The sequence below is a fragment of the Pseudomonas bubulae genome (assembly GCF_900618535.1).
In the GTDB taxonomy this organism is placed as follows: Bacteria; Pseudomonadota; Gammaproteobacteria; order Pseudomonadales; family Pseudomonadaceae; genus Aquipseudomonas; species Aquipseudomonas bubulae.
This window is the reverse complement of sequence record NZ_UYJA01000003.1, coordinates 715749-741967: the sequence shown is the minus strand read 5'-3', so window position 1 is coordinate 741967 and position 26219 is coordinate 715749. Positions and strand designations below refer to the sequence as shown.

23 protein-coding genes are annotated in these 26219 nt (G+C 56.2%); 9 read left to right on the top strand and 14 right to left on the bottom strand.

Going from position 1 to position 26219, the window contains the following annotated elements:
* Window positions 1-6: 6 nt before the first annotated feature.
* The 4 genes from PPTH39_RS14420 to gnd form a co-directional block, all read right to left on the bottom strand.
* Entirely contained in the window at window positions 7-819 is an 813-nt protein-coding gene (locus tag PPTH39_RS14420) for a crotonase/enoyl-CoA hydratase family protein (protein WP_095001645.1), read from the bottom strand.
* 124 nt (window positions 820-943) lie between these two features.
* A complete protein-coding gene (locus PPTH39_RS14415) occupies window positions 944-1762 on the bottom strand; it encodes an HAD family hydrolase (RefSeq protein WP_153400021.1) in 819 nt (272 codons plus the stop codon).
* On the bottom strand, window positions 1759-3282 hold the full coding sequence (zwf, locus tag PPTH39_RS14410; protein WP_095001646.1) for a glucose-6-phosphate dehydrogenase: 1524 nt from the start codon (window positions 3280-3282) through the stop codon (window positions 1759-1761). The genes PPTH39_RS14415 and zwf overlap by 4 nt, the downstream gene beginning before the upstream one ends.
* Window positions 3279-4259 carry a phosphogluconate dehydrogenase (NAD(+)-dependent, decarboxylating) gene (gene gnd, locus PPTH39_RS14405; RefSeq protein ID WP_095001647.1) on the bottom strand — a complete coding sequence of 327 codons (981 nt, stop codon included), beginning with the start codon at window positions 4257-4259 and terminating at the stop codon, window positions 3279-3281. Before gnd ends, zwf begins: the two co-directional genes overlap by 4 nt.
* A gap of 362 nt (window positions 4260-4621) precedes the next feature.
* On the opposite strand from gnd, the gene PPTH39_RS14400 reads away from it, so the two are divergent.
* Together PPTH39_RS14400 and PPTH39_RS14395 are read left to right on the top strand one after the other, a co-directional pair.
* Window positions 4622-6364 (top strand): phosphoethanolamine transferase CptA, encoded by a 1743-nt coding sequence (locus tag PPTH39_RS14400; protein WP_095001648.1) that lies wholly within the window; start codon window positions 4622-4624, stop codon window positions 6362-6364.
* 139 nt (window positions 6365-6503) lie between these two features.
* Window positions 6504-8717, top strand: coding sequence for a TonB-dependent siderophore receptor (locus tag PPTH39_RS14395; RefSeq protein WP_130872119.1), 2214 nt, complete (start codon window positions 6504-6506; stop codon window positions 8715-8717).
* A 52-nt stretch (window positions 8718-8769) separates the two neighbouring features.
* Here the strand turns inward: PPTH39_RS14395 and PPTH39_RS14390 are convergent, their stop codons facing one another.
* From PPTH39_RS14390 to PPTH39_RS14365, 6 genes are all read right to left on the bottom strand, one after another.
* Window positions 8770-9255, bottom strand: coding sequence for a GNAT family N-acetyltransferase (locus PPTH39_RS14390; protein WP_095019294.1), 486 nt, complete (start codon window positions 9253-9255; stop codon window positions 8770-8772).
* 90 nt (window positions 9256-9345) lie between these two features.
* On the bottom strand, window positions 9346-9714 hold the full coding sequence (locus PPTH39_RS14385) for an ANTAR domain-containing protein (RefSeq protein ID WP_232527641.1): 369 nt from the start codon (window positions 9712-9714) through the stop codon (window positions 9346-9348).
* Window positions 9686-12952, bottom strand: a complete 3267-nt coding sequence (locus PPTH39_RS14380) for a transporter substrate-binding domain-containing protein (protein WP_095026525.1) — start codon at window positions 12950-12952, stop codon at window positions 9686-9688. The genes PPTH39_RS14385 and PPTH39_RS14380 overlap by 29 nt, the downstream gene beginning before the upstream one ends.
* Window positions 12953-13576, bottom strand: a complete 624-nt coding sequence (locus PPTH39_RS14375; protein ID WP_095001652.1) for a response regulator transcription factor — start codon at window positions 13574-13576, stop codon at window positions 12953-12955.
* Between the two features lie 391 nt (window positions 13577-13967).
* Window positions 13968-16730, bottom strand: a complete 2763-nt coding sequence (gene mgtA / locus PPTH39_RS14370; protein ID WP_095001653.1) for a magnesium-translocating P-type ATPase — start codon at window positions 16728-16730, stop codon at window positions 13968-13970.
* 347 nt (window positions 16731-17077) lie between these two features.
* On the bottom strand, window positions 17078-17557 hold the full coding sequence (locus PPTH39_RS14365) for a sigma-70 family RNA polymerase sigma factor (RefSeq protein ID WP_095019296.1): 480 nt from the start codon (window positions 17555-17557) through the stop codon (window positions 17078-17080).
* 322 nt (window positions 17558-17879) lie between these two features.
* Between PPTH39_RS14365 and dkgB the strand changes: the two genes are divergently transcribed.
* A complete protein-coding gene (gene dkgB, locus PPTH39_RS14360) occupies window positions 17880-18683 on the top strand; it encodes a 2,5-didehydrogluconate reductase DkgB (protein WP_095020885.1) in 804 nt (267 codons plus the stop codon).
* A gap of 154 nt (window positions 18684-18837) precedes the next feature.
* On the opposite strand, the gene zapE is transcribed toward dkgB, so the two are convergent.
* Window positions 18838-19956 carry a cell division protein ZapE gene (zapE, locus tag PPTH39_RS14355; protein ID WP_095020886.1) on the bottom strand — a complete coding sequence of 373 codons (1119 nt, stop codon included), beginning with the start codon at window positions 19954-19956 and terminating at the stop codon, window positions 18838-18840.
* A 304-nt stretch (window positions 19957-20260) separates the two neighbouring features.
* Here zapE and PPTH39_RS14350 point away from each other — a divergent pair, with 304 nt between their 5' ends.
* The 3 genes from PPTH39_RS14350 to PPTH39_RS14340 all read left to right on the top strand — a co-directional run bounded on the left by PPTH39_RS14350 (window position 20261) and on the right by PPTH39_RS14340 (window position 21722).
* Window positions 20261-20515 (top strand): DUF2790 domain-containing protein, encoded by a 255-nt coding sequence (locus PPTH39_RS14350; protein WP_095001658.1) that lies wholly within the window; start codon window positions 20261-20263, stop codon window positions 20513-20515.
* A 285-nt stretch (window positions 20516-20800) separates the two neighbouring features.
* Window positions 20801-21058 carry a DUF2790 domain-containing protein gene (locus tag PPTH39_RS14345; RefSeq protein ID WP_095022884.1) on the top strand — a complete coding sequence of 86 codons (258 nt, stop codon included), beginning with the start codon at window positions 20801-20803 and terminating at the stop codon, window positions 21056-21058.
* Between the two features lie 112 nt (window positions 21059-21170).
* Window positions 21171-21722, top strand: a complete 552-nt coding sequence (locus tag PPTH39_RS14340) for a GNAT family N-acetyltransferase (protein WP_095001660.1) — start codon at window positions 21171-21173, stop codon at window positions 21720-21722.
* Between the two features lie 86 nt (window positions 21723-21808).
* Here PPTH39_RS14340 and PPTH39_RS14335 read toward each other — a convergent pair whose 3' ends face one another.
* On the bottom strand, window positions 21809-22084 hold the full coding sequence (locus PPTH39_RS14335) for a PepSY domain-containing protein (RefSeq protein WP_095001661.1): 276 nt from the start codon (window positions 22082-22084) through the stop codon (window positions 21809-21811).
* A 164-nt stretch (window positions 22085-22248) separates the two neighbouring features.
* Between PPTH39_RS14335 and PPTH39_RS14330 the strand changes: the two genes are divergently transcribed.
* Both PPTH39_RS14330 and PPTH39_RS14325 read left to right on the top strand, forming a co-directional pair.
* On the top strand, window positions 22249-23250 hold the full coding sequence (locus PPTH39_RS14330) for a FecR family protein (protein ID WP_095020888.1): 1002 nt from the start codon (window positions 22249-22251) through the stop codon (window positions 23248-23250).
* 202 nt (window positions 23251-23452) lie between these two features.
* On the top strand, window positions 23453-23839 hold the full coding sequence (locus PPTH39_RS14325; protein ID WP_095001663.1) for a fe2+ zn2+ uptake regulation protein: 387 nt from the start codon (window positions 23453-23455) through the stop codon (window positions 23837-23839).
* On the opposite strand, the gene PPTH39_RS14320 is transcribed toward PPTH39_RS14325, so the two are convergent.
* The gene (locus PPTH39_RS14320) at window positions 23836-24024 is read right to left on the bottom strand and encodes a hypothetical protein (RefSeq protein WP_095020889.1); all 189 of its coding nucleotides are present in this window, start codon (window positions 24022-24024) and stop codon (window positions 23836-23838) included. The genes PPTH39_RS14325 and PPTH39_RS14320 overlap by 4 nt on opposite strands.
* A gap of 150 nt (window positions 24025-24174) precedes the next feature.
* Window positions 24175-25080: a LysR family transcriptional regulator gene (locus PPTH39_RS14315; RefSeq protein ID WP_095001665.1), complete on the bottom strand. Its 906-nt coding sequence runs from the start codon at window positions 25078-25080 to the stop codon at window positions 24175-24177.
* Window positions 25081-25191: 111 nt separating this feature from the next.
* Here PPTH39_RS14315 and PPTH39_RS14310 point away from each other — a divergent pair, with 111 nt between their 5' ends.
* Entirely contained in the window at window positions 25192-26187 is a 996-nt protein-coding gene (locus PPTH39_RS14310; protein WP_130872118.1) for an aldo/keto reductase, read from the top strand.
* The last annotated feature ends 32 nt before the right edge of the window (window positions 26188-26219 follow it).

Below are 26219 nucleotides of genomic sequence, written 5' to 3'. Positions count from 1 at the left end.
AAGCCTTCAATCGAGAAATTCGGGTTTCTGCTTGGTCATATGCGCGGTCATTGCCAGGCGCAGATCGCTGGATTGCAGCATCGCAGCATTCCACGTCGCAACATATTCCAGGCCATCCTCCACTCGGTGATCGCGCATATAGCCGATCATCTGCTTGGTGCCAGCAATGGCAATCGGCGATTTACTGGCGATTTCCTGGGCAATCGCCATAACGCCCTCAAGCAACGCCTGTTGATCACTGTAGACCCGGTTTACCAGGCCGATGGCGCGAGCTTCATCTGCCGCGACCATTCGCCCGGTATAGGCCAGCTCGCGGAGCATGCCATCACCGATGATACGCGGCAGGCGTTGCAGTGTCCCGACATCGGCGGCCATGCCCATATCGATTTCCTTGATCGAGAACTGTGCATCTTCAGCGGCGTAGCGCATGTCGCAGGCGGCAATCAGGTCTATCGCCCCGCCAATGCAGTAACCCTGAACCGCCGCCAGAACTGGCTTGCGGCACTGGTCGACGGCAGTGAACGAGGCCTGCATTTGCAGGATTTTTCGTCGCAGCATGCGGGCGTTGCGCCCCACATCCTTGCCCATTTCATTGGCCACCGACGCCAGCAGCATCAGGTCGATGCCGGCCGAGAAATGCTTGCCCGCCCCACTGAGCACCACCACACGCACCGCGTCAGTTTCATCAATCCACTGGAAGATATCGATGATTTCGGACCAGAACGCAGCATTCATCGCATTGACCTTTTCAGGTCGATTGATCTGTACATGGGCGATATTGCCGTTCAACTCAACCTGAAAAGCCTGGTAATCGGACATAACCTGAATCCTTTGCGGGGCGCCGTCGCCGGCCGATAAGCGGCGGACTATAACAAGGCTTGCAGGCTGCAGGCAGGCCGCGATCACGCCAAAATACGGACAAAACGACCTGTCACAGCCCCCTTCAGCGCGTCAGGATAAACCGCTCGATCGCCTGGGCAACGCCATCTTCAGTATTGCTGCCGGTGACATGCATCGCCTGCTCGCGAATAGGCGCATCGGCCTGGCCCATGGCAATCGACAGCCCGGCACGCTGGAACATGGCCGGATCATTGCCGCCATCACCAATCGCCACCGTGCGCTCAAGAGGCACACCCAGGTGTTCGGCCAGCGTGGCAAGGGCATCGCCTTTATTGGCCCTGAGCGCGGTGATATCAAGATAACGGGCCTGGGAGCGGCTGGCAGAGGCCTCCCCATGCAGTAACTGCTGCAAACGCTGCTCCAGCTCGACCAACAAGGGTGCATTGCCGGTAGTGGCCACGATCTTGTCCACCCGGTGCAGGTAGGGTTCAAAACTCTCGACTACCAGCGGGGCATAACCCAGGCCCTGCTGCTCGTGGGCAACCATCGGCCCCGTCGGGTCGCGCAACAGCCACTCATCGTCGGCAAACACCCAGACCTCAACGTCATGCCCGGCCAAAAACTCGAGTGTCTTGAGTACGGCCTGGTACGGCACATGGTGGGACTGCAGCACGCTGCCATCGGCGTTGACCAGCACCCCGCCATTGAACCCGGCAGTCGGCAGCTCAACCCCCAACTGCCGGATATAATCGCGCATGGCCCGTGGCGGGCGGCCGGTAGCCAGGGTGAAATGAATGCCGGCGGCCTGCAGCGCCTTGACTGCCGCCAGGTTGCGCGGGCTGATACTGTGATCAGGTAAAAGCAGGGTGCCATCCATGTCACACAACACCAGCTCAATCGGGTTTTGCTTCACGTCACTCATCCTATGTTGAGCCAGACACGCCCATCGCGACCCAGCAATTCTTTAGCGGCCTCAGGACCGTCTTCACCGGCCTTGTACGGTTGCACGTCCGTTTGTTCCTGCCACGCATCCAGAAAAGGTTGCACACCCCGCCAGCCGTTTTCAATGTTGTCCGCACGTTGAAACAAGGTCTGGTCGCCAGTAAGGCAGTCGTAGATCAAGGTCTCGTAGCCTGTTGAAGGCTGCATTTGGAAAAAGTCCTTGTACGCAAAACCCAACTCGATATTGGCCATTTTCAGCCCCGGCCCGGGTTGCTTGGCCTGCAGGTCAAACCACATGCCTTCATTGGGCTGGATCTGGATCCGCAAATAGTTGGGCTGCAACCGTTCAACGTCGGTGTCACGGAATTGCGCATAAGGCGCAGGCTTGAAGCAGATGGCGATTTCAGTGTCCCGCGCACTCATGCGCTTGCCGGTGCGCAGATAAAACGGCACGCCCACCCAGCGCCAGTTGTCGATCATCACCTTGAGCGCAACGAAGGTTTCGGTGCTGCTGTCGGCCGCCACATTGTTTTCCTGGCGATAACCCACCACCGGCTTGCCGCCGGACTCACCCTGAGTGTACTGCCCGCGCACCGAGTTCTTCAGCGCATCCTCTTTGGACCAGGGGCGGATTGCGCCAATCACCTTGGCCTTTTCACCGCGCACCGCATCGGCACCAAAGGCCGCAGGGGGCTCCATCGCGACCATCGCCAGCAGTTGAAACAGATGGTTGGGCAGCATGTCGCGCAAGGCGCCGGTGTGTTCGTAAAAACTGCCACGTGTCTCAACCCCGACGGTTTCTGCCGCCGTGATCTGCACATGGTCAATGTAATGATTGTTCCAGAAAGCTTCGAAAAGCCCGTTGGAGAAACGGCTGACCAAAATGTTCTGGACGGTTTCCTTGCCCAGGTAATGGTCAATCCGGTAGATCTGCTTCTCGCTCATGACGCTCAGCAGGCATTCGTTCAATGCCTGGGCTGTTTGCACGTCAGAGCCAAAAGGTTTTTCAATGACTACCCGGCGAAAAGCCTCCGGGGTTTCCTTGAGCAACCCGCTGGCGCCCAGCCGCTGCACGACTTCGCTGAAAAAGCGCGGTGCAGTAGCCAGATAGAACACCGCATTGGCGGTGCCACTGGCGAAAATCTTCTGTTCCAGCGCCGCGTAGGTACTGTCATCGAGAAAATCGCCCTGCACATAGCTGATGTTCTTCGCCAGCGAGGCCCATAGAGCGGCATTCAAGCCCTCGCCGTCAGGATGATCCACTTTGCTGGACGCTTCATTGCGAATGAAGTCTTCCAGCTTTTTGGCAAATCCCTCATCACTGATCGCATTGTGGTCGACGCCCACAATGCGCAGGCCACCGTCCAGTAAACCATCACGACTCAAGTTGTACAGCGCCGGCATCAGCAAGCGCTTGACCAGATCACCGTGGGCACCAAACAAAAACAGAGTGGTGGGCGGCGCAGGCTTGGCATCAGGTTTACTGGACAGATCGGTCATTTTTTAGGCGTCTCCACGTGGCCGCCGAAACCAAAGCGCATGGCTGACAACAATTTGTCGCCATAGAGGCTTTGCTGGCGTGAACTGTAGCGGGCAAACAGGGCTTGCGACAACACTGGCACCGGGGTCGACTGCTCCATTGCGGCCTCGATGGTCCAGCGGCCTTCGCCACTGTCTGCGACGGCGCCCGAGTAGCCATCCAGCGGCTCATCAGTGGCCAGAGCATCGGCGGTCAAATCCAGCAACCAGGAAGACACCACGCTGCCACGACGCCAGACTTCAGCGATATCACCCAGGTTCAGGTCAAAACGCTGCTCTTCAGGCAGGTTTTCACCACCTTTCATCTTCATCAGGTTGAAACCTTCGGCGTACGCCTGCATCAAGCCGTACTCGATACCGTTGTGCACCATTTTGACGAAATGGCCAGCGCCAGCCGGGCCAGCATGGATGTAACCACGCTCGGCACGGTCATCGTCAGAGGTGCGATCTTTGGTCCGCGCAATATCGCCCATGCCTGGCGCCAGCGCTGCAAACAGCGGGTCCAGATGTTTCACGACAGCGCTGTCTCCGCCGATCATCATGCAATAACCGCGCTCCAGGCCCCACACGCCGCCCGATGTACCCACGTCAACGTACTGGATGCCTTTCTCGGCCAGCGACTGAGAACGACGAATGTCATCCTTGTAGAAGGTGTTGCCGCCATCAATGATGATGTCATCGGCGTCCAGCAACTCGCTCAAAGTCTCGATGGTGTCTTCGGTCGGCGCACCGGAAGGCAGCATGACCCAGACAGCACGGGGTTTGGCCAGGCCTGCGACCAGCGCTGGCAAATCGGCAACGGCGGTGGCGCCTTCCTGTTCCAGAGCGCTGACAAAGTCGGTATTGCGGTCAAAAACCACGGTTGTATGCCCATTGAGCATCAGACGCCGCGCGATATTCCCGCCCATACGGCCCAATCCAATAATTCCCAACTGCATGTACTGTTGCTCCCAACGACAAATAAATAGGTGTACAGCACCTCGGTGCAGCATTGCCCAAGGTGCCCGATCAGGATCAGCCCTGACACATGCTGCATAGTTTCGCACAAGCTGGAGGGCAGATTCCCGATTCAATACACTCAACAGACGGACGAAGCAGTAAAGACTGCAAAAAACGTAACATTTTCAAGGTGCGACAAGACCGATCCATGTCTACCAGCCCGATCATGGGTGACAAAGTTTTCACATCCCCTTGGCGATACTTAAACACTTTGTGACTGCCCACTCTTGAGGCAGTACTCATGTGCTGTGCCTGGCTACATGGCACTGACCATTCAAGTAGTTATCAGCTGGAGCGCTGTATGGGGATGTTCAAACGCAGTAATACATCTGCGAAGGGATTCGATTGGGCAGGCCTTGGCTGGCTGTTCCTGTTCTTTTGGTATTTTTCCGGCATTACCCAACTGCTTATCCAGCTGACTGGCACTTCCGGGTTCTCAGGCTTTCGCCAAGCCTTTGTGATGAGTGCCATCTGGCTGGCCCCGATGCTGATGTTTCCCAGGCACACCCGGGCAATGGCGGCGGTCATTGGTGTCGTGCTGTGGGCCTGTTCGATGGCCAGCCTGGGCTACTTCTTTATCTATCAACAGGAATTCTCGCAAAGCGTCATCTTCATCATGTTCGAGTCGAACATCTCTGAAGCTGGCGAATACATGACCCAGTACTTTGCCTGGTGGATGGTGCTGGCATTCCTGGCACATACCGCCTTTGCGGTGTTTCTGTGGACCCGCCTGCGCCCGGTGTATTTGCCGCGCATGCAGGCCTGGGCTGCAGCGGTGGCCATATTGGTGGCGGTTATCGGCTACCCGCTGGTCAAACAGACGATCAAGCACGACAACCTGGCCACGGCCATGGAAAGCTTCGAAAGCCGTGTTGAACCTGCAGTACCGTGGCAGATGTTAGTAGCTTATCGCCGCTACCTGGAGCAACTGGACAACATGCAGGGCATGCTCGCCAGCGTCAGCAAGATCCCGCCGCTGACCAACCTCAAGGACAACGAGGCCGGCAAGCCGACTACCCTGGTACTGGTCATTGGCGAGTCCACCAACCGCCAGCGCATGAGCCTGTATGGTTATCAGCGCGAAACCACGCCAAACCTCGACAAGTTGCGCGATCAACTGGCCATTTTCGACAACGTGGTGACACCGCGGCCCTACACCATTGAAGCGCTGCAACAAGTGCTGACCTTTGCCGACGAAGAAAACCCCGACCTGTACCTGAGCACCCCGTCACTGGTCAGCGTGATGAAGCAAGCCGGTTACAAAACCTTCTGGGTCACCAACCAGCAAACCATGACCAAGCGCAACACCATGCTCACGACCTTCTCCGAGCAGGCTGACCAGCAGGTTTACCTCAACAACAACCGCAACCAGAACGCCCGCCAGTATGATGGCGACGTGATTGAGCCCTTCAACAAGATCCTGGCCGACAGCGCCCCGCGCAAGCTGATCGTGATTCACCTGCTCGGTACGCATATGAGCTACCAGTACCGTTATCCACCGACCTTCGACAAATTTGTCGACCGTAGTGGCGTACCCGCCGGTTTGAGCGATGCACAAGTACCCACCTACAACAGCTACGACAATGCCGTTCTGTACAACGATTTTGTTGTATCGAGCCTGATCAAGGACTTTGCCAAGACCGACCCCAATGGTTTCCTGCTGTACCTGTCGGACCACGGTGAAGACGTGTTCGACTCGGTCGGCCACGCGACGCTGGGCCGCAACGAGGCCAAGCCGACAGCCCCGATGTACACCATTCCGTTTATGGCCTGGGCCTCGCCCAAGTGGCGTGAAAACCATGCCTGGAATTTTGCTGCCGACCTCGGGCGACCTTACAGCAGCTCGCAGTTTATCCACACCTGGGCAGACCTGGCGGGCCTCAGTGCCGACGAACTGGACGACAAGAAAAGCCTGGTCAGCGACACGTTTGTCGCCCGCCCGCAGCTGATTGGCGACCCCTACTCGCGCCCACAAAAGGCCTTGATCGACTTCAGCCTGATCAAGCCAAAACAGCCCGCCCCTGCCAACGTGGTCCAGCAATAATCAACGTGCGGGGCGCACGGCGCGCCCCGCAGGTTTCCGACACTTCTTTACAAATAATTCTCTTTTCGCCTAACTCCGCGCCTTGTCATTCGTTTGAAGCACTGAACAACTTCATAACAACGACAAGGAGTCGGCAGCGATGTTCGCGCCAATCACCCGTTCCATGACCCTCACCCTCGGCCTCATCAGCAGCGCCGCATGCCCGCAATTACTGGCGGATACCGAGCAGGAAGAGGTCAAGAAAACGACCCGCTCACTGGAGCTGGGCACCACCAGCGTCACAGCCCAGGGCCTGGGTGCCACCACAGAAAATACCGGTTCCTACACCACGGGCTCGACCAGTACCGCGACCAAACTCAACTTGAGCATTCGCGAAACTCCGCAGTCGATCTCGGTCGTCACCCGTCAGGAAATGGACGACTTCGACCTCAACACCCTGACCGAAGCCATGCGCCATACCACAGGCATTGTGGTACAGCACAACGACTCGGACCGGGTCAGCTACTCGTCCCGCGGCTACACCATCAATAACTTCCAGATTGACGGCATGCTCAACACCTTCAGTTTTATGAAGACCGATGCCGACACCATTATCTACGACCGTATTGAAGTAGTGCGCGGCGCCACCGGCCTGACCACCGGCGCGGGCGACCCGTCGGGCACCATCAACATGATCCGCAAACGCCCTACCCACCAGTTGCAGGCCAAGGCCGGTGCTTCAGGCGGCAGCTACGACAACTATTACAGCTATGTCGATGTGGGCGGCCCGCTGGCCTTCGACGGCCGCCTGCGCGGGCGCACGGTGCTGGCCTATCGCGACAGCAAATCGTTTCGCGATATCTACGCCCTCAAGCGCGAAGTGGCTTACGGCATTCTGGAAGCCGACCTGAGCGACAGCACTGTTCTGGCCGTGGGTTACGACTACCAGGACAAGCAGGTAAAGGGTTCTTCCTGGGGCACCACACCTTACTGGACCGGCTCGGGCGACAAAGCCAATTTCGGGCGCTCGACCAACCTGGCGACTTCCTGGAGTTCATGGCCGATGAAGGACAAAACCGCCTTCGCCACCCTCGACCAGCAATTGGTCAATGACTGGCGCCTCAAAGCAGCCTACACCCATCGCACCAGCGACGCTGAAGGTAAGGTTTATTACGCCGGCGGCGGCTTCCCCAACCCCGATGGTACGGGCATGTCGGCCTATGCCAGCCACTTTATCGGCGAAGAGAAGATGAGCGCCGTTGACGTCAATATCTCGGGCACCTACCCCTTGTTCGGGCGTGATCACGAGTTGATGGTGGGTTATGGCCAGGCCAAGAACGACAACACCTCGCCCCTGATGGTTGACCTCAACCCGGACGACTACTACAACATCCCCAATTGGCAAGACATGAGCGCGATTCCCAAATATCAGGATTTCAATACCGGTATTGAAGGGACTCACGACGTCATCAAGCAGAAATCCGGCTACCTGGCCACGCGTTTTAACCTGACCGATCAATGGCATGCCGTACTGGGCACCCGGTATGGCAGCTGGCAAAGCTCCAGCACCAACTTCCCTGCCCCGAAAGTCAGCCAGACCCAAAACGATGTGATTACGCCTTACGCCGGCGTGCTGTACGACTTCACCGACGAGTTGACGGCCTACGCGAGTTATACCGACATCTTCAAGCCAACCACCAGCAAGGACGCCAGCAACTCCTACCTTGAGCCGGTGGTGGGCAGCAACTATGAGCTGGGGCTGAAGGGTAGCTTCTTGCAGGAGCGCCTCAACCTGTCGACGGCGGTGTTCTGGAGCAAGCAGGACAATGTGCCGGAAATCGATGACTCAGTACCACGCGGCCCCAAGGGCGAGGAATATTACAAATCCGGCGGCAAGGGCAACAAGATCAACGGTTTCGAAGTCGAGCTGGCCGGTGAAGTGATGCGCGACTGGAATATGCTTGCAGGCTACACCTACACCCATTCGCGCAACGCCGCAGGCCAGCGCATGAATACTGCAGCGCCTTTGAACATGCTCAAGATTTCGAGCACCTACCGCCTGCCTGGGGACTGGAATGCAATGACCGTGGGGGCGGCCGTCAACTGGCAAAGCGATATCTATCGTGCCGCCAATCGCCCGACCGGCGAGAAAAATGACAAAGGCAACCCGATTACCTTCAAGGAAGACATCACTCAGAAGTCCTACACCCTGGTCGACCTGATGGCCCGCTACAAGTTTGACGAACACGTCTCGGCATCCCTGAACGTCAAAAACCTGTTCGATGAAAAGTACTACGAAAACGTAGGTTTCTATAACGGCGTGTTCTGGGGTGATCCGCGGACGGTGAGCATTGGCCTGGAGTGGACACTGTAGGCAGAGGAGGCAAACCTTGTAGCTCGTCAACTGCTACAAGGTTTTTCTACAGTTACAAATATTTGTTCCAGAACAGCATGCGCCCGTGCGCCGGGTCGAGCTGGCCATCGCTGAAGCCGAATTTGCGATAGGAACCTTGCGCCACAGGGTTGCCCTCGAGTACTTCGAGGGTGATCTTGCAGCAGCCGCGTTCGCGGGCGATGTCTTCCACCTTGAGCAACATCTTCTGGCTCAGGCCCAGACCGCGAAACGTATCGACCACCGACACATCATGCACATTGACCAGGGGTTTGCCGGCAAAGGTGGAAAAGCCTTCAAAGCAGTTAACCAGACCCGCCGCCTCACCATTGACGAACGCCAGTACGCTGAAGGCATGAGGGCGCCTGGCAAGCTCTGCCGGCAAGTGCGCCAATACCGTTTGCGACAACGCTTCACCTCCGCCCATCGGGTCCCGGGCGTAGTGATTCAACACGTCCCTTAACGCCTGGGCATGAACCGGGTTGGTATAGTCTGCTTGCACTACGACGACATCCGACATTACGGGTTTTCCTTGACGAGTCCGGGCATTGGTTTGTTGGAACAACGCCAGACCTTATCGCGGCCCCGGCAATGCAGACAAGTGCCTGTTTCAGGGGTTGGCAGAAACATCCAGCATCGGCATCACACTGGCAAGCTGATTCACAAAACTGTCGGCATCCGTGTAAATCAGTACATGCCGAAACTGCGAGTTGTCCTTGCGATATTCGACCTCATCCGCAATAACCTCACCTGCCATTTTCTGACTGATCAACAACACATCATATTCATTGGTGGGTGCTGCCTTCAGGCTTACCAGCGCCTCGCCATGGTACAAAGGCGCGATCCGGTAATAGCCCAGAATATTAAGAGCCCTTTCTATTTTCAGAGCCTCGTTCGGGTCTGCATCGGCAATCAGTATTCGTAAAGATTTTGTTGGCATTGCAGCCTCGTCATCCATGTGATTGATTAGCTTGAGCATAATGTTCAAGTTCGTCAGCCAACTGCTCCATACTGCTGTGAAGTGCATCGACCGCGACGGTGAGTTCTTCTGATTTTCCGGACTGGCAAACCGCTTCCAGTTGTTCGCAACACTCAATCAGCTTCCTGGCCTGAATAAGTCTGCCCCCTCCTTTGATGCCATGGGCCAGGGCAGCCAGGCCTGCGTAATCATCTTTCAAAAAGAGTTCGATCAGGGCAGTGAGATCGAGACGATTTCTTGTAGAAAGCTCTGCAAGAAGTGTATGAATCATCTGCTCATCACCCTGACTCAACTGTTTAAGATACGTCAGATCAATCTTATCGCCTTGATCAGATTCATCGGCATCGGTATATATCAGGTTCTGCGCCTGACCAGTTGCCAGGCAGGCGCTCAAGTCTTTCAGGCTGATGGGCTTGAACAGGCATTGATCCATTCCCGCATCGAGACAACGCTCAACTTCGCCGGGCTGTGCGTTCGCAGTAAAACCAAAAATCTGGCAAGGGGCCTTTCCCAGCTGCGCCTCTTCGGCTCGTATTGCCTGGGCCAACTGATAGCCATTGATGACCGGCATCGAGCAATCAGTAATTACTAGGTCGAAAGCCCCCTGCCGCCACGCCTTGAGGCCCAGCTCGCCATTCTCGGCGTCTGACACACGGTGCCCCAGATAGCTGAGTTGCTGGGCCAGCAGCATCCGGTTAGCCGGATAATCATCCACGACCAGAATGTTCAGCGACCGGGTAATGGCCGGGGCTTGCTCGAGGGCGTCTGCAGCTTGCTCTTCATGTTCAAGCAGAGGCACTACCATCATGATCTCAACTTGGGTGCCCAGCCCCTCAACACTGCTGAGGTGCAACTGACCTCCCATCATTTCGCAGAGCTCACGGCAAATCACCAGGCCCAGGCCTGAGCCCTGACGCGCAGATTGCGTGTTGTTACTGGACTGAACAAAAGGGTTGAACAGCAGGCTCTGGTCTTCCTCAGAAATACCCACACCGGTGTCCTTCACGCGCAAACAGATCGCTGTATGCTGCGCATCTGCAGCCAGCCCCAATGTCAATATCAGCCGGACCTCCCCCGTGTCCGTGAACTTGATGGCATTACTCAGCAAATTGGAAACGATTTGCTTGAAGCGTATCGGATCAATCAGCACATCCACATCCGCTGCCGGGCTCGATTCACAGACCAGGCTCAATTGCTTCTGCCGCGCCAGCCCATCAAACATTCGTGCCACGGCTTCTACCAGCGACTTGATATTTGAGCGTTTGGGGTGCAATGAAAGATGACCGGACTCAATGCGCGCGATATCCAGAATATCGCCAATCAAATCGAGCAACTCGTGGGCCGAGACTGAGGCCACTTCGATTGCGAAACGATCAATAACGCCTTGGTCGGCCTTTTTCATGGCCAATTCGAGCATGCCAATGACCGCATTCATGGGGGTGCGGATCTCATGACTCATGGTTGCGAGAAAGGTGGTCTTTGCGCGGTTTGCCGCATCGGCACTTTGCTTGGCAGCATTCAACTCATTCACCAGCTGCTGGCGCCTGCCTATGACTCTCTGCAAATAGGTAATCCATACAATGGCAACCAATAGCAACGCCGCGGCAATGGCAAACCCTCTTACAATCGCAGGACGGTTGCGCAGCCAGTAGCTCTCAACCTCTGGTGTGTCAGTGAACCAACGACCGGTCAGCTCACTCAAGTCTCCTGGAGTGATATTGAGCAAGGCCTTGTCCAGAATGGCGCTTAACTGCTGATCATTGCCGGCAGTGGCAAAACCGATCTGCTCGGGTTGAGTACCTACGGTGCTGGTGATTTTCAGCTGATTGTCAAAGCGTCGCGAAACCAGATAACGCGCATTGACCAACACGCTGATCGCGGCATCAGCGCTTCCCTCTGCCACCATGGCCAGGGCCGCAGGCGGGTTGTCTGCTTCCTGAATCTGAACCTGCGGATAGTTCTGCGCAATAAAGTCGCGCAGTACATTGCCGCGAACCATCACGACACGCCCGCCAGCCATTTCATCCAGGGTTTGAGGTCCCTCTGAGCCGATACGGGAAATAAGCACAAAAGGGGTTGTGAGGTAGGGCCGGGTAAAGCTCAGTTGATTTTCTCGGGCGGTACTGCTCGTGATAGCCCCCAACACATCTGCCTTGCCCGACTTGACCAGTTCAATCCCCTGCGCCAGCGTATACACACGCACAGCCTCGAAATTAAGCCCTGTGCGTGTACTGATGCTGGATAAAAGATCGGCAATCAAGCCTTTGAACCTGCCTTGCTCATCAAAAAAGGACAGTGGCTGGAACGCATCATAAATTGCCACTTTTAACCGCGGATGCTCAGCTATCCAGCGCTGCTCGCTGGCTGCAGGGGTAAACTGCCATGGGGCATACGTTTTTGGCCCGTCGAAGCTCCAGCGGCGCAGAATTGTCATGCGGTCACTGGCTGGGATCGCCGCCAGCGCTGTATTGACGATACGCAGTAACCCCGGATTTTTACGATTCACCGCAAAGGCGAAGGGGTTGTCTTCCAGTCGCGAGAAATCGGCCAATTGCACATTGTTCAGGTAGTTCTTGTGAATCAGGTAACTGGCACTAATAAAATCCCCAAGATATACATCCGCTTGGCCAAACGCCACGGCGCCAATGGCCGTCAGGGTTGACGGATACAACTGCAAGGTAGCTTTGGGGTAGAAGTCCTGGACCTTCTGCGGCGGCAGGTAGTGATCCAGCATGGCCACACGCAGCCCCGCCAGATCAACTGGCGGACGCTCCTGGTTACTGCTGCGGGTCACCAGAGAAGGCGAATCGTCTGCGTACGCACGGCTTAACACCAGCTCAGGATATTGCGCTTCGAAACCATTGGAACTGCTCAACAAATCCAGCTCACCACCCTTGAGCGCTTCTATCGCCTGCGGCCTTGAAGGGTAACGCTTGACCACAATGTCAGTGCGTAGCAACTGCGACAGCAGTTGCGCGTAGTCGGCCGTCAACCCTTCAAAGTCCTGACCGTTTACCGTCATTTCAAAAGGACCGTAGTCAGGTGCGGAGATACCCAGACGCAAAGGTCCGTGTTGCTTGAGCCACTGCCTGTCTGATGGTTCAAGTGCCACGCTGTACGCCTCGACATTGGAGCGCCCCATCAATTGCAAGGTCTGTACTTTTGGGTCAGCGGCTGCAACGGGCTGTCCAAGAACCAGGAGCAGCCCTGCAAGCCCCAGACATTGAAGGATGTTCAATTAAATCAAATCATTGCGCTTGGCAAATTCAGCCAAGTAGACGACCGATTTTATATTCAACTTTTCGATCAGGCGCGCCTTGTAAGTACTGATGGTTTTGCTGCTAAGAATCATATCTTCAGCAATCTTCTTATTACTCAGGCCCCGGGCAAGCTGTTGCAGTATGTACAATTCTCGCGCCGACAAATTCTGTATCAATTCTATGTCGCTCATACTTGTATCACTGTTTCGCACTGAGCTGGCCGCCAAAAATGGAAAAAAGGTATAGCCGTCCATGATTACTTTTACCGCTCTCATCAACTCAGTGAGATCCTGGCCTTTGGTAATAAAACCTGCCGCCCCTGCTTTCATGCTCCGCTGCGAATAAAACAGGGGGGATTGGGACGTGACCACCAAAATGCGACTTTTAACCTCCGAAGCCCTGATTCTGTTGATCACCTCCAGACCATCCAGGCCTGGCATGGTGATATCAAGGATGATCAAGTCAACATTATGCTTGCGAGCCAATTGAACAGCATCGGCGCCATTGTCTGCTTCAGCCACGACTTCATGACCATCACTCTCCAGCAACAACTTCATCGCCGATCGAATAAGTGGATGATCATCAGCAATCAACACTCTCATACATTTAACCCTCTAGTAGTAAGCCGGGCATCAGCGTATGTCAGGCGTGAATGTATCGTTTTGAATAGGTTCAATTGGTTATTCTCAAAAAAACAACCGAATGAGTGATACTGAAATTATAGGATAAATCCTGCAATCAGCGTCCACCATTGCGACAATATTCGCGCATAACACACATAGCCCGTTCGCAATCGCGCCGCGCATAATCACTAATCGAATACGATTTACGAGAAGGGAAATAGCTACACGTCATGTGCGAATTTTCTTAATCTTCCAAATGGTTGTGGGTAAATCACTGCAGTCTGTTGATCCATCACACCGGCCCTTTAAGACCAGGGCCCACGCAAAGACAAAAGACTGCAGTTTTTCGGCCAACTGCCCCGGCCAGGCCTTATTGCCAGCCAAACCTGCGAATATAAAAGCTTTTCACGGCCTGGGTCAGCGCCATGTAAGCCAGTAAAATCACGGGCAAGAACACAAAATACAGCGGCGGCAGCGCCTGCAATTTGAAGTAGCCCGCCAGTGGCCCCATCGGCAGGAAGATGCCCACTGCCATGATCACCCCTGTCATCACCATCAGCGGCATCGCTGCGCGGCTCTGCAGAAACGGGATTTTAGGCGTGCGAATCATGTGCACGATCAGGGTTTGAGTCAGCAACCCGACCACGAACCAGCCCGACTGGAAAAGGGTCTGGTGTTCAGGTGTGTTGGCCTTGAACACGTACCACATCAAGCCAAACGTCAGGATGTCGAAAATCGAACTGATCGGCCCAAAAAACAGCATGAAACGGCCTACATCCGCAGGCTGCCAGCGCTGTGGCTTTTTCAGCATTTCCTCATCGACGTTATCGAACGGGATGGCAATTTGTGACACGTCATACAGCAAGTTCTGAACCAGCAAATGCATTGGCAACATCGGCAAAAAAGGAATGAATGCACTGGCCACCAGCACCGAGAACACATTGCCGAAGTTCGAACTGGCTGTCATTTTGATGTACTTGAGCATATTGGCGAAGGTTCTACGCCCTTCCAGCACGCCCTCCTCCAGCACCATCAGGCTTTTCTCCAGCAGGATGATGTCAGCTGCTTCCTTGGCAATATCCACGGCACTGTCCACCGATATGCCGATATCCGCCGTGCGCAGTGCCGGAGCGTCGTTGATGCCATCACCCATAAAACCCACAACATGGCCATTAGCCTTGAGTAAACGCACGATGCGTTCCTTGTGCGTGGGTGTCAGTTTGGCAAATACGTTGGTGGTCTCCACAGCCACGGCCAGTTGGGCATCCGTCATCCGTTCAATATCATTGCCCATCAGCAAGCCTTGCTGCTCCAGGCCCACCTCACGACAGATCTTGGCCGTAACCAGCTCGTTGTCACCTGTCAGAACCTTTACCGCTACCCCGTGCTCGGCCAGGGCTTTAAGCGCCGGTGCGGTGCTCTCCTTGGGCGGATCGAGGAACGCCACATAGCCAATCAACGTCAACTCCTGCTCATCACTCAGGCTGTAAGCGTCACGCCCATCAGCCATGGACCGCGCAGCCACGGCCACAACGCGCAAGCCCTCTTCGTTGAATGCCGCAGTCACTTGGCGAATGCGCACCAAGAGTTCATCGCCAAGAGTTTCTTCCTTCTCCCCATGACGAACTGTCTTACATACGGAGAGTACTTCCTCGACAGCTCCCTTACAGATCAGCAAGTGCGGCCGGTCCTGCTCGACCACTACCACCGACATGCGCCGACGGGTAAAGTCGAACGGAATTTCATCGACCTTGCTGAAGGCCGTCCCCACGTTCAATTCGCGGTGGACCTCGACGTGCTCCAGTACTGCCACGTCCAGCAGATTTTTCAACCCGGTCTGGTAATAGCTGTTGAGGTAGGCCATTTCCAGTACGTCGTCAGACTCCTGCCCCCAGACATCCACATGCCGGGCCAGAAAAATCTTGTCCTGTGTCAGGGTCCCCGTTTTATCGGTGCACAGTACATCCATCGCACCAAAGTTCTGGATGGCATCCAGGCGTTTGACGATGACTTTTTTACGCGACAGGAAGACGGCTCCCTTGGCCAACGTCGAGGTCACAATCATTGGCAGCATTTCCGGAGTCAGCCCCACCGCAACGGAAAGTGCGAACAGCAAGGCTTCAGTCCAGTCGCCCTTGGTGAAGCCGTTGATAAACAGCACCAGCGGCGCCATCACAAACATGAACCGGATCAGCAACCAGCTGACTTTGTTGACCCCGGCCTGGAATGAGGTCGCACCGCGCTCAGTGGTCCCGACGCGCTGCGCCAGAGCACCGAAATAGGTGTTATTACCGGTCGTCAGCACGACCGCAGTGGCGGCCCCGGACACCACGTTGGTGCCCATGAACAAAATAGTGTCCAGTTCCAGCGGGTTGCTGGTCTGGCTGTCGAGCTGACGCGCAAACTTTTCCACGGGCATGGATTCGCCCGTCATCGCGGCCTGGCTGACGAACAAATCCTTGGCGCTGAGCACCCGGCAATCTGCCGGGATCATGTCGCCAGCAGACAATACGATCAGATCGCCCGGCACCAACTGCTTGATCGGCAGCTCGATACGCTGCGCCCCCCTGATCTGGCGTGAGGCGCCGGAAAACTTGCCGAACACGGGCGAAGCGTCTGCACTGAAATCGCGACGCATCACCGTCGCGGTGTTGCTCACCATGTCTTTGAGCGCATCGGCGGCTTTGTTGGACTTGGCCTCTTGCCAAAAACGCAGCACGGTCGACAGCACCACCATGGTGCCGATCACCACCGCCGCCTGAATGTCATCAGTGGCCAGGGAAACTGCGGCGAGCAAGGTCAGCAGCAAGTTGAACGGGTTTTTGTAGCAATGCCACGCGTGTATCCAGGGGCTTAGCGGCTGCTCGTGTTCGATCTCATTGAGGCCGTGGCGATCGCGCAGCACATCGACCTCGGCGTCGCTCAAACCGTCGGTGTGGGTGCCCAGGTTGTCGATCAGTACCGCGCTGTCACTGTTGGCCGCGACCACCAGCATCTGTGCCAGCGTGGGTGGTACTTCGCGGTTGACCGTGGTGTTGGTCAGGCTGTCGAGCAGGACCAGACGCCGGAAATGCCGGCCAATATGGCGAGTCCGCAAAAAGCCGGCGAAAAATTCTTTCAGGGAGAGTTTCATGGTGCTGCTCCTGCGCCGCCTGCGCTCACGCCATGCAGAGTACCTGCGCAGCCGGCATTGATCTGAGGCCTTCGTTCATGGGGTCAAACTCGTGAGCGAGCCAAAAGGCACGCGCATGCAACGTGCTGCGACCTGCCACTGGAGGGGCGTAATCACATACGTTTCTGTGTCGATAAGTGGACTTGGGCAATCAGGCCAGAACAGCCCAACCAAGACGCCAACTGCTTATGCGCGACGTTTTCGAGATTAAACCTTGGTGGGGTTTGTGGTGTGCATATAAGAAAGTTCTTCAGGCGCAGTTCAGTTTCATCTCTGAAATGTCATGCAATCTGATTTTTTAGCGCCACTCAGGCGTTGTCCCACTGCCTGATACGGATTCGGCAATGCTTCATGGCGTTAACGATATGCTTCTCGACCACACTGCGCGATACCCCGAGGCGTTCGGCGATTTCAGGGTGCGACAGTCCTTCGATCTTGCGCAGCAGAAAACACTCGCGACACGCCGCAGGCAGCTCAGCCAGGGCTTTCTGGATCATGGCCAGGCGCTGGTCGTGGTCCATTAATAGTTGAGGCGAGGGGCTGTAAAAACGCTCTTCGCTATCCAGCACTTCCAGCGGTTCGGCCTGGCGCAGGCTGCTGCGGCGATGGCCGTCGATCACCAGATTAAGTGCAGTGCGATACAAAAAAGCACGTGGCTGCGCGATCGGCTCGTCGCCTGAACGCTCCAGCACTCGCACATAAGCGTCATGCACCACGTCTTCGGCCGCCTGGGCATTACCCAGCCTGGCACTCAAAAAGCCCACCAGTTCGCGATAGTAGTTTTCCAACAGGACTCCTGGCCGCAACAGCAGCGGCAACACTCCATGAGCGCAGAAACAGATCTAATGGGATAACGGCGTGATGATGGCACTTTTGTAGATGTAATTTATAGTAATTCTCATATAGATTTAAACCCCACCTCCTCAAACAACTGCGAAACATTCAGCAGCATCCCAATCGGCAAACCGCTAATGGGGTGGCAGTCGGGGGGGGGGGTCAGCTGAAGATTCATGATCTGTGGTCAAGAGTGCTTTGCTTGGCCAGCGGTTTTTCCGCCGGTGAAGGGCGAGGATACTCAACCTCATTCTTACGTCCACCAAGGAGATATCCATGACAGTTCCAGCATTTGGCCTCGGTACATTTCGCCTTAAAGGCCAGGTAGTCATAGACTCGGTCAGCAATGCCCTGGACCTGGGCTACCGCGCCATCGACACCGCACAGATTTACGAAAATGAAGCTGAAGTCGGCCAGGCCATTGCCGAAAGCGGCGTGGCGCGTGACGAACTGTTTATCACCAGCAAAATTTGGGTCAGTAATTTCGCCAGGGAGCAACTGATCCCCAGCCTTGAAGAGAGCCTGAAAAAACTGCGCACCGACCATCTGGACCTGACCCTGATTCACTGGCCGAGCCCTGACAATGCAGTGCCGGTAGCCGAGTTTATGGGCGCATTGCTTGAAGCCAAAGAAAAGGGCCTGACCCGGCAGATTGGCGTCTCGAACTTCACCATCGCCCTGATGAAAGAAGCCATTGCCGCGGTGGGCGCGGAAAATATCGCGACCAACCAGATCGAATTGCACCCCTACCTGCAAAACCGCAAAGTGGTGGAATTCGCACAAAGCCAGGGCATCCATATAACCTCGTACATGACCCTCGCTTACGGCGAAGTGCTTAAAGATCCAGTGATCATGGCCATTGCCGACCGCAATAACGCCACTGCGGCACAAGTGACCCTGGCCTGGGCCATGCAATTGGGCTATTCGGTGATTCCGTCTTCGACCAGGCGCAGCAACCTTGAGAGCAACCTCAAGGCCTGCTCACTGAAACTGAGCGATGACGACATGGCCCGGATTGCAGCCCTGGACCGCGGCCATCGCCTGACCAACCCGCAGAGCGTTGCGCCAGCGTGGGATTGACCTTGAATCCTTCAAGCCCCTTGTAGTCGCTGACGAGGAACGAAGGCTGCGAGCGGCTGGACACGTTCAGAAGGGGCACCCTCCCATTGCTTTCAAGCCCCCCTCGCAGCCTCGCTCCGCGAGTCAGCGACTACACGGCCCACGCAATCACGGGTTATTGGAGGCCAAACCGCTGCAACTGCATTTCCTGCAGCCGGCTCAAGGTGCGGCGAAAGGCAAACTCCAGGTACCCCTGGGTATACAAATGATCCATCGGCACCTGCGCTTCAATACACACCGGTACCTTGCGGTCATAGCACTCGTCGATCAGGGCAATAAAACGCCGCACACTGTCATCGTATTTTGACAGTTGCGGCAGCTCACGATCCCCCGCCTCGACCTTCACCGCCCCGTCTTCCGTACCACGGGCTATTTTGCCTTCGCGCTGCTCGGCACTCAGGCAGGGCACTTCGCTGAGCAACATGACCTTGTAACGATCACAAATCTGCATGAACTCAGTGGCCGCCAGCGGCTGCTCGCACAGCTCATGAAAATTGCACCACAGCACCCCATCACTGGCCTGCACCACGTTCAGCGAGCGATGGCCCACATCAATGGGTTGGTCAGACACCGCCTGGCCCTCGGTCAAGGATCTGAACACCGGCTCTATGGCACTCGGCCGGCCCGGCCCGGTCACCCAGTAACGCTGATGTGCAATGCCGGGATGCAGGCGGTGGTCTTCAATACCGTTTACCGCCACCACCTCCATATGCTTGAGAATCGCCGTAATACCGGGAGCAAAACGATCACGGTTAAAACCGTGACCATAAAGGTCGTTCGGTGGCTGGTTTGAGGTACAAACCAGCACCACGCCTTCATCGAACATCACCTGAAACAGACGCCCAAGAATAATCGCATCGGCAATGTCATTGACGAACAGTTCGTCAAAGCACAGCACCTTCACTTCCGCGCCCAAGCCTTTAGCCAGTGTCTTCAGCGGGTCCGCCGTACCGGTCAGCTGAAACAGGCGCTGATGTACCCATTGCATAAAATGATGAAAATGCTGACGCCGTGCGGGCACCCGCAGGCTTTGATAGAACTGATCCATCAACCAGGTTTTGCCCCGCCCCACCGGCCCCCACAAATACACGCCATTGACCGGCTGCGCACCCGAGTGCAGGGCCTCATGGCAGCGCTGCAAGGCCTGGACTGCAACCCATTGGGCGGGGTCGTGGACAAAGCCCTGGTGTTCGACAGCTTGTTGATAGGCATTAAGGGGGGACACGACATTCATATCGATAAATGGCTCCTGAACCAGAGAGGCCAGTATGCCAGCCAGGAGACGACCCAGGCACTTGAAAAATAACGCAGGGCCCTCACATTGTTACCCATGTGGTAACAGAGCATTTTGCCATCAGCTATTTTTACTTTTGCAAATCAGCGTAACCTTACTCACATGACTCAACTATCAGTTGCACTTGAAACTCCGGTACTTCGTACGCACCCGGCGACCTTGCCGGGTGTCGTAACTTCTTCCCGCCTTATCGGCAAATGAAGTCAGTCAGCTTTAAATCTTGATTACTTTAGAGGCCAATCACATGAAAAATCTTATTGCACTGTTTCTCGCCGGTTTTGCCACATTGGCTGTTGCAGGTGAAACTTCCACTGTTCAGCCTGCGACTGTAGAACACTACCACTACGGTACCCAACTGGATATTGCGCGGGTGGTCAGCCTGTCCAACATACCCAAGGTGTGTGAAGTGGTACCGGCCACCATGGTCTATGAAGACTCCCAGGGCCAGCGCCACACCCTTGAATACCAGGTGATGGGCGACGGCTGCAGCACCCACTAAAGTTCAATGGTTGCACGCACGGATGCGACCCCAGCCCCCTCTTTGAGGGGGCTTTTTCGTGGCGCAGCGGAAAAAGCGTCGATTGTTACTGATCCGGAAAGACTCCATGACGATCTTTTGACTTTAATCAATACGCAGCGCGCGTATTCTATGTACATCCCTCAACGCAACACTGAAACAGGGCACGGTACTTCGTGTTACGCCACTTACTCCACGGCGTAACAACTTCGACCGCCACCATGGCAACTGAAGTCAGTGATTCGTGATTGTTTTAAGGTCTTATAAATGAAACGTTTGATCGCTCTTGCACTTATTGGCTTTTCTACCCTGGCGGCTGCTGACGAACTTCAAGTTACGCAACTACAACCGGTGGTCGAGCATTACACTTATGCCACCGACCTGGATATTGCCAAAGTTATCAGCGTGTCACCGACTGCCGACGTCTGTGAAGTAGTGCCCGCACAAATGACCTACGAAGACCACCAGGGTCAGCGTCATATTCTTGAGTATCGCGTGATGGGCAATGGTTGCAGTAACGGCTGATATTATCGCCAGGCGCAACTATCCCCATACAGCCCCCGTTTAACGGGGGCTTTTTTATGGATGGCATTGCGCGGTACTCTCGACGCAAACCAATGGCAAGGAGCCACCCATGATGCAGCCCCTACCTACCCTCCAGACCTCGCGACTGGTACTGCAACCCCTGCAACTAAGCGACGCGCCCGCCATCCAGAGGCGCTTTGCCCACTGGCAAGTCGTGCGCTACCTGAATGCAGTCGTGCCATGGCCCTACCCGGACGATGGCGCACTGAGCTATGTGCGTGACGTGGCGCTGCCAGCCATGGCCCGCAGCGAAGAGTGGCACTGGACGATTCGCCTGTTAGCAGAGCCAGATGAGCTGATTGGCAGCATCAGCCTGATGGATGCCGTGGACAACAACCGGGGGTTCTGGCTGGCGCCGCAATGGCAGGGTCAGGGGTTGATGAGCGAAGCCTGCGAGGTGGTCGATGCCTACTGGTTCAAGACCTTGCACCGCGCGTGCATGCACGTGCCCAAAGCGGCGCCCAATACGGCTTCACGACTTATTTCCGAGCGAGGCGGAATGCGCTTGATAGGCAGGGAAGAGAAAGACTTTGTCAGCGGCAGGCTGCCATGCGAGCTGTGGGGAATAACTCGCGAACAATGGTTGGCCCGGCAGAAAACCTGAGGCGTAAAAACACCCGACCCTGTCAAAACAAACGATCAGGGCCGGGTAGAAACGCTCAGTGCACGATTCGTTTCAGGTACCGGGAATCAGTCTTTCTTCTCGGAAATTACCTTACCGGTCGAATCGAAAATAATTTCGTATTCCAGGCCATCGACCTTCTTGATGCCTTCGGCCTTCCAGATACCGGCAGCCGGGTCCTGGGCTTCAATTTTCTTGATCACGGTGTAGCCGTTCTTGTTCTTGAGAACTTCGACCAACTCCTTGGAGAATGCCCAGTTCGGATCAACAGGCTGAGCCATCGCTGCACCGGCACCCAACAAAGCAGCAGTAGTGATCACAGCAGCAAAGGTTTTCTTCAACATTGTCTTAACTCCATTAATTGATGTTGCGTCTGGTACTCAATGTGACTGGAACAACCGTAGCAGAGAAAAACCCGGCCATAGGGCTAAATGACATGCTTTTGACATGGCTCATGTTCTCGTTAGCTCTGGCACGGGGTTAGAATGCGCAAAACCGGGAAATATCAATGAGTGAAACACGCCACACAGACGCTGAAAACGAGGCCATCACCGAAGCTGCGGCTCAGTGGTGCCTGCGTTTGCATGAGCCCGACTGCACCTGCCAGGAACGTGAAGCTTTCGCTGTGTGGCTAAATGCCAACCCCCTCCACGCGCTGGAATATGAAGCGATGCTGGATGTCTGGGACATCAGTGCGCACCTGACACGCCCGGCCCCCGCTCCAGCCCGGGTGGTTGCAATGCCTCCCGCACCGCGCCGCAGCACCTGGCAGCGCTTTGCCGTGGCCGCCGCCATTACCCTGCTCGCCCTTCCCGTGGCGGCCTACAGCGGCTGGCAACTGGGCTGGGTGCCCAATGCCCATGAGCGCTACAGCGCCGATGCCAGTGCCAGGACGGTGACACTGCCCGATGGCAGCCAGGTCGAACTCAACCTGGGCAGCCAACTGACCTTCAGTAACTACAAGGATCAGCGCCAGGTGACCCTGAGCAAGGGCGAGGCCTTTTTCAAGGTCAGTCACGACGCATCCCACCCGTTTCTGGTGCAGGCGGCAGAAGGCCAGGTGCGTGTCACAGGCACCCAGTTCAATGTGTGGATGTACGAAGACCAGGTGCGGATCACCCTGCTCGAAGGTTCGGTGCTGGTCACCAGCAACAAGCGCCTGAGTGGCGATGGCCTGCGGTTGGAGCCGGGCATGCAGGCGCGTTACAAGGCAGGCGACCATGCCGCGCAAATTGGCCCGGTCGCGGCCGTCACCTCCGAGCTGGCCTGGCGCAACGGCCAGCTGGTGCTGGACAACCTGTCACTGGCTGACGCCTTGCCCCTGATCAACCGCTACCTCGACACTCCCCTCGCCCTGGCCGACAGCGCCACCGGCAAACTGCGCATTGGGGGTGTATTCAATACCCGGGAAATCGATCATCTGGTGACCTCCCTGCCCAAAGTGTTGCCGGTATACCTGAGCCGCAACACCGAGGGTCGGCCGGTGCTGACTGCCCGCCAGGCCCTGTAGAGGGCCAGAGCATGCCCTTCACGATTAAAAAAATTTAATAATCGCTCCAAACCCCCGCCTACACTGGTCGCAAACGCGATTGAGACGAATTCACGACAAAATTTCTACATTTGAATGTTCATGATTTCTGTCGCTCATTCGTCTAGTTAAGTAAGAGCATTTTTTTCTTTTCCTGATCAGGCTCTGAAAAGGAGTTTTTTGCATGCATAACCAGCAAATACCAACGGATGGTAGAAACCCGCATCGCGAAGTCGCTTTTCAGCCCGATACCGGGCTGCTGGAAGCGCTCGCGCCCTTGCAAGGCAACGAACGGATCCGCCACCTGCTCAAGTGTTTCGGGCTGCGTACCAGCCTGGTGCGGCTCAAGGTCATTGACGCGCTGTTAACGGCTGCAGGCAATGATCGCAGGCTGGGGGTGCGCGGCATGCACAGCCACTTGCAGGCGCTGGATATCCCGCTGTCATTCTTGAGTGTGCGCGAGGTACTCAAGCGCCTGTGCAGCGAAGGGGTGGTGGTACTCAACAGCGACAAGAGCTACAGCCTGCATCCACAGGCTGAAGCCGTTTTGACCGGCAAGATCGAAGCTTAGATCTTGGTCTTGCGGCGCATGACGCCGTTGATGACAACCACGACCACGGCCACACCGATGGCGATGTACTGGAACATCTTCTCGGTGATCATGCCGGCGTTTTGCAAGTAAGAAAGGCCGAACATGATGCCCAGAACCACCAGTGATATTAAAATCGAGTATTTCAAGCGCTGCGAAGGGGTCATGACCTGTTCCTGACAGTAAGTCCGTATACGAAAGCCGCCAACCGGGTCGGTTTTCATGGAGAAATTGAAAAAATCGGGCCCCATCTTACAGCCAAGCCAGCTTTTTGGCTGCCACCAACGAACATCCCGGGCCTGCCCTGCAGGCCCGGACTAACGTTTGAAGGCACTCCCCGGCCGGGCACACAGGTCCACCAGCCAGTCCACAAAGACACGTACCCGCGGCGACAATTGCCGATGGTGTGGATATAAGGCTGTTAACGCCAGCCGCGGTGGCAAACAGTCTCTGAGCACTTCTTGCAGGCGCCCTTCGCGCACCAGCTGCGCAACATGGTAATGGGGGGTTTGCACCAGCCCGTACCCCGCCACACACGCCGCCAGATACCCCTCGGCACTGTTGACCGCAAGCCGCTTGGGCAAGTCGACGAGGCGCACTTCATCATCGACCTGGAATTCCAGCCCGTAACGCTTGCCCGAGGCGCTGGAGAAATATTCCACCACCTGATGCCCGCTCAGGTCTTCGAGCGATTGCGGTACACCGCGAGCTTGCAAATAGGCGGGGCTGGCGCATGTCACCTGATCCATCTGCACCAGGGGCCGCGCCACCAGGGAGTCGTCCATGGTCAGTCCACCGCGGATCACACAATCCACACCTTCCCGAATCAGGTCCACCGGGCGGTCGTTGAGGCCGATTTCCAGTTCGATCTGCGGGTAACGGTCCGTGAACTCCGGCAAGGCCGGCAACACCACCAGACGCCCCACCGAAGCGGGCATCTCGACCCGCAGCGTGCCTTTGGGCTGGCTGCCGCGAAACAGCCCTTCGGCATCTTCAAGATCATCCAGCAGGTTGACGCAGCGCTGGTAGTACGCCGCGCCGTCCAGGGTCGGACTGACCTGGCGAGTGGTGCGATGCAGCAGCTGCACGCCCAAATGCGCTTCCAGTTGCTTGATCAACACCGTCACCGATGCACGAGGTAATTGCAGACTGTCGGCAGCCTTGGTAAAGCCGCCCAGTTCAACGATGCGAGTGAAGACCCGCATCGCGTTGAAACGGTCCATAACCCCTCCATTGTTTAGAAATTACGAACAGTGATGGTGTATTTACCCTGTTTATCTTGCCACTGTCGAGGTGAAGAATAGCCCTACCCCACTCATTCAGGAGCACCTCGCATGCACACTCGCCAACTGGGTAAAGACGGACCTCAGGTCAGCGCTATTGGCCTGGGCTGCATGGGCATGACCGACTTCTACACCACCGGTAGCGACACCCGCGAAGCCGTGGCCACCCTGCACCACGCTCTGGAACTGGGCATCAACCTGCTCGATACCGCCGACATTTATGGGCCACACACCAACGAAGAACTGATTGGCCAGGCCATTCGCGGGAAACGCGAGCAAGTGTTTCTGGCCAGTAAATTCGGCATCGTCCGCGACCCGGCCAATCCGGCCTTTCGCGACATAAATGGTCGCCCCGAGTACATCCGCCAGGCCGTCGAAGGCAGCCTCAAGCGCCTTGGGGTTGAGACGCTCGATCTGTACTACCAGCACCGCATGGACCCGAACGTACCGGTTGAAGAAACCGTCGGCGCGCTGTCAGCTCTGGTCAAGGCAGGCAAGGTGCGTTACCTGGGCCTGAGCGAGGCTTCGGTGGCGACCCTTGAGCGAGCGCACAAAGTGCATCCGATCAGCACATTGCAAAGTGAGTACTCGCTGTGGAGCCGCGACCAGGAAGGCAACGGTTGCCTTGAAGCCTGTCAGCGCCTGGGCATTGCCTTTGTGCCCTACAGCCCGCTGGGTCGGGGGTTTTTGACCGGTGCGCTAAGAACCGTGGACGATTTTGCCGCAGACGATTTCCGCCGTTTCAATCCCCGTTTCCAAGGTGAGAACTTCGGCAAAAACCTGCTGTTGGTCGAACAAGTGCAAACCCTGGCTGCCGAAAAAGGCGTGACGGCCGGGCAACTGGCGTTGGCCTGGGTACTGGCACAGGGCGATTACCTGATCCCGATTCCGGGCACCAAGCAACGCAAGTATCTGCAGGAGAATGTGGGAGCGCTGGAGGTCAAGCTGAGCGCCAGCGAGCTGGCCGCACTGGAAAGCATATTCCCGGCCAGCGCCGTGGCCGGGTTGCGCTATGCCGAAGCAACGATGAAGCAGCTCACGCTCTGAGGCTGCACTACCTTTACCCTATCCTGTGGGAG

Coding starts and splice junctions, on each gene's coding strand:
- PPTH39_RS14420 (WP_095001645.1), bottom strand. CDS start 819: ATGTCCGATTACCAGGCTTTTCAGGTTGAGTTGAACGGCAATATCGCC.
- PPTH39_RS14415 (WP_153400021.1), bottom strand. CDS start 1,762: ATGAGTGACGTGAAGCAAAACCCGATTGAGCTGGTGTTGTGTGACATG.
- zwf (WP_095001646.1), bottom strand. CDS start 3,282: ATGACCGATCTGTCCAGTAAACCTGATGCCAAGCCTGCGCCGCCCACC.
- gnd (WP_095001647.1), bottom strand. CDS start 4,259: ATGCAGTTGGGAATTATTGGATTGGGCCGTATGGGCGGGAATATCGCG.
- PPTH39_RS14400 (WP_095001648.1), top strand. CDS start 4,622: ATGGGGATGTTCAAACGCAGTAATACATCTGCGAAGGGATTCGATTGG.
- PPTH39_RS14395 (WP_130872119.1), top strand. CDS start 6,504: ATGTTCGCGCCAATCACCCGTTCCATGACCCTCACCCTCGGCCTCATC.
- PPTH39_RS14390 (WP_095019294.1), bottom strand. CDS start 9,255: ATGTCGGATGTCGTCGTAGTGCAAGCAGACTATACCAACCCGGTTCAT.
- PPTH39_RS14385 (WP_232527641.1), bottom strand. CDS start 9,714: ATGCTCAAGCTAATCAATCACATGGATGACGAGGCTGCAATGCCAACA.
- PPTH39_RS14375 (WP_095001652.1), bottom strand. CDS start 13,576: ATGAGAGTGTTGATTGCTGATGATCATCCACTTATTCGATCGGCGATG.
- mgtA (WP_095001653.1), bottom strand. CDS start 16,730: ATGAAACTCTCCCTGAAAGAATTTTTCGCCGGCTTTTTGCGGACTCGC.
- dkgB (WP_095020885.1), top strand. CDS start 17,880: ATGACAGTTCCAGCATTTGGCCTCGGTACATTTCGCCTTAAAGGCCAG.
- zapE (WP_095020886.1), bottom strand. CDS start 19,956: ATGAATGTCGTGTCCCCCCTTAATGCCTATCAACAAGCTGTCGAACAC.
- PPTH39_RS14350 (WP_095001658.1), top strand. CDS start 20,261: ATGAAAAATCTTATTGCACTGTTTCTCGCCGGTTTTGCCACATTGGCT.
- PPTH39_RS14345 (WP_095022884.1), top strand. CDS start 20,801: ATGAAACGTTTGATCGCTCTTGCACTTATTGGCTTTTCTACCCTGGCG.
- PPTH39_RS14340 (WP_095001660.1), top strand. CDS start 21,171: ATGCAGCCCCTACCTACCCTCCAGACCTCGCGACTGGTACTGCAACCC.
- PPTH39_RS14335 (WP_095001661.1), bottom strand. CDS start 22,084: ATGTTGAAGAAAACCTTTGCTGCTGTGATCACTACTGCTGCTTTGTTG.
- PPTH39_RS14330 (WP_095020888.1), top strand. CDS start 22,249: ATGAGTGAAACACGCCACACAGACGCTGAAAACGAGGCCATCACCGAA.
- PPTH39_RS14325 (WP_095001663.1), top strand. CDS start 23,453: ATGCATAACCAGCAAATACCAACGGATGGTAGAAACCCGCATCGCGAA.
- PPTH39_RS14320 (WP_095020889.1), bottom strand. CDS start 24,024: ATGACCCCTTCGCAGCGCTTGAAATACTCGATTTTAATATCACTGGTG.
- PPTH39_RS14315 (WP_095001665.1), bottom strand. CDS start 25,080: ATGGACCGTTTCAACGCGATGCGGGTCTTCACTCGCATCGTTGAACTG.
- PPTH39_RS14310 (WP_130872118.1), top strand. CDS start 25,192: ATGCACACTCGCCAACTGGGTAAAGACGGACCTCAGGTCAGCGCTATT.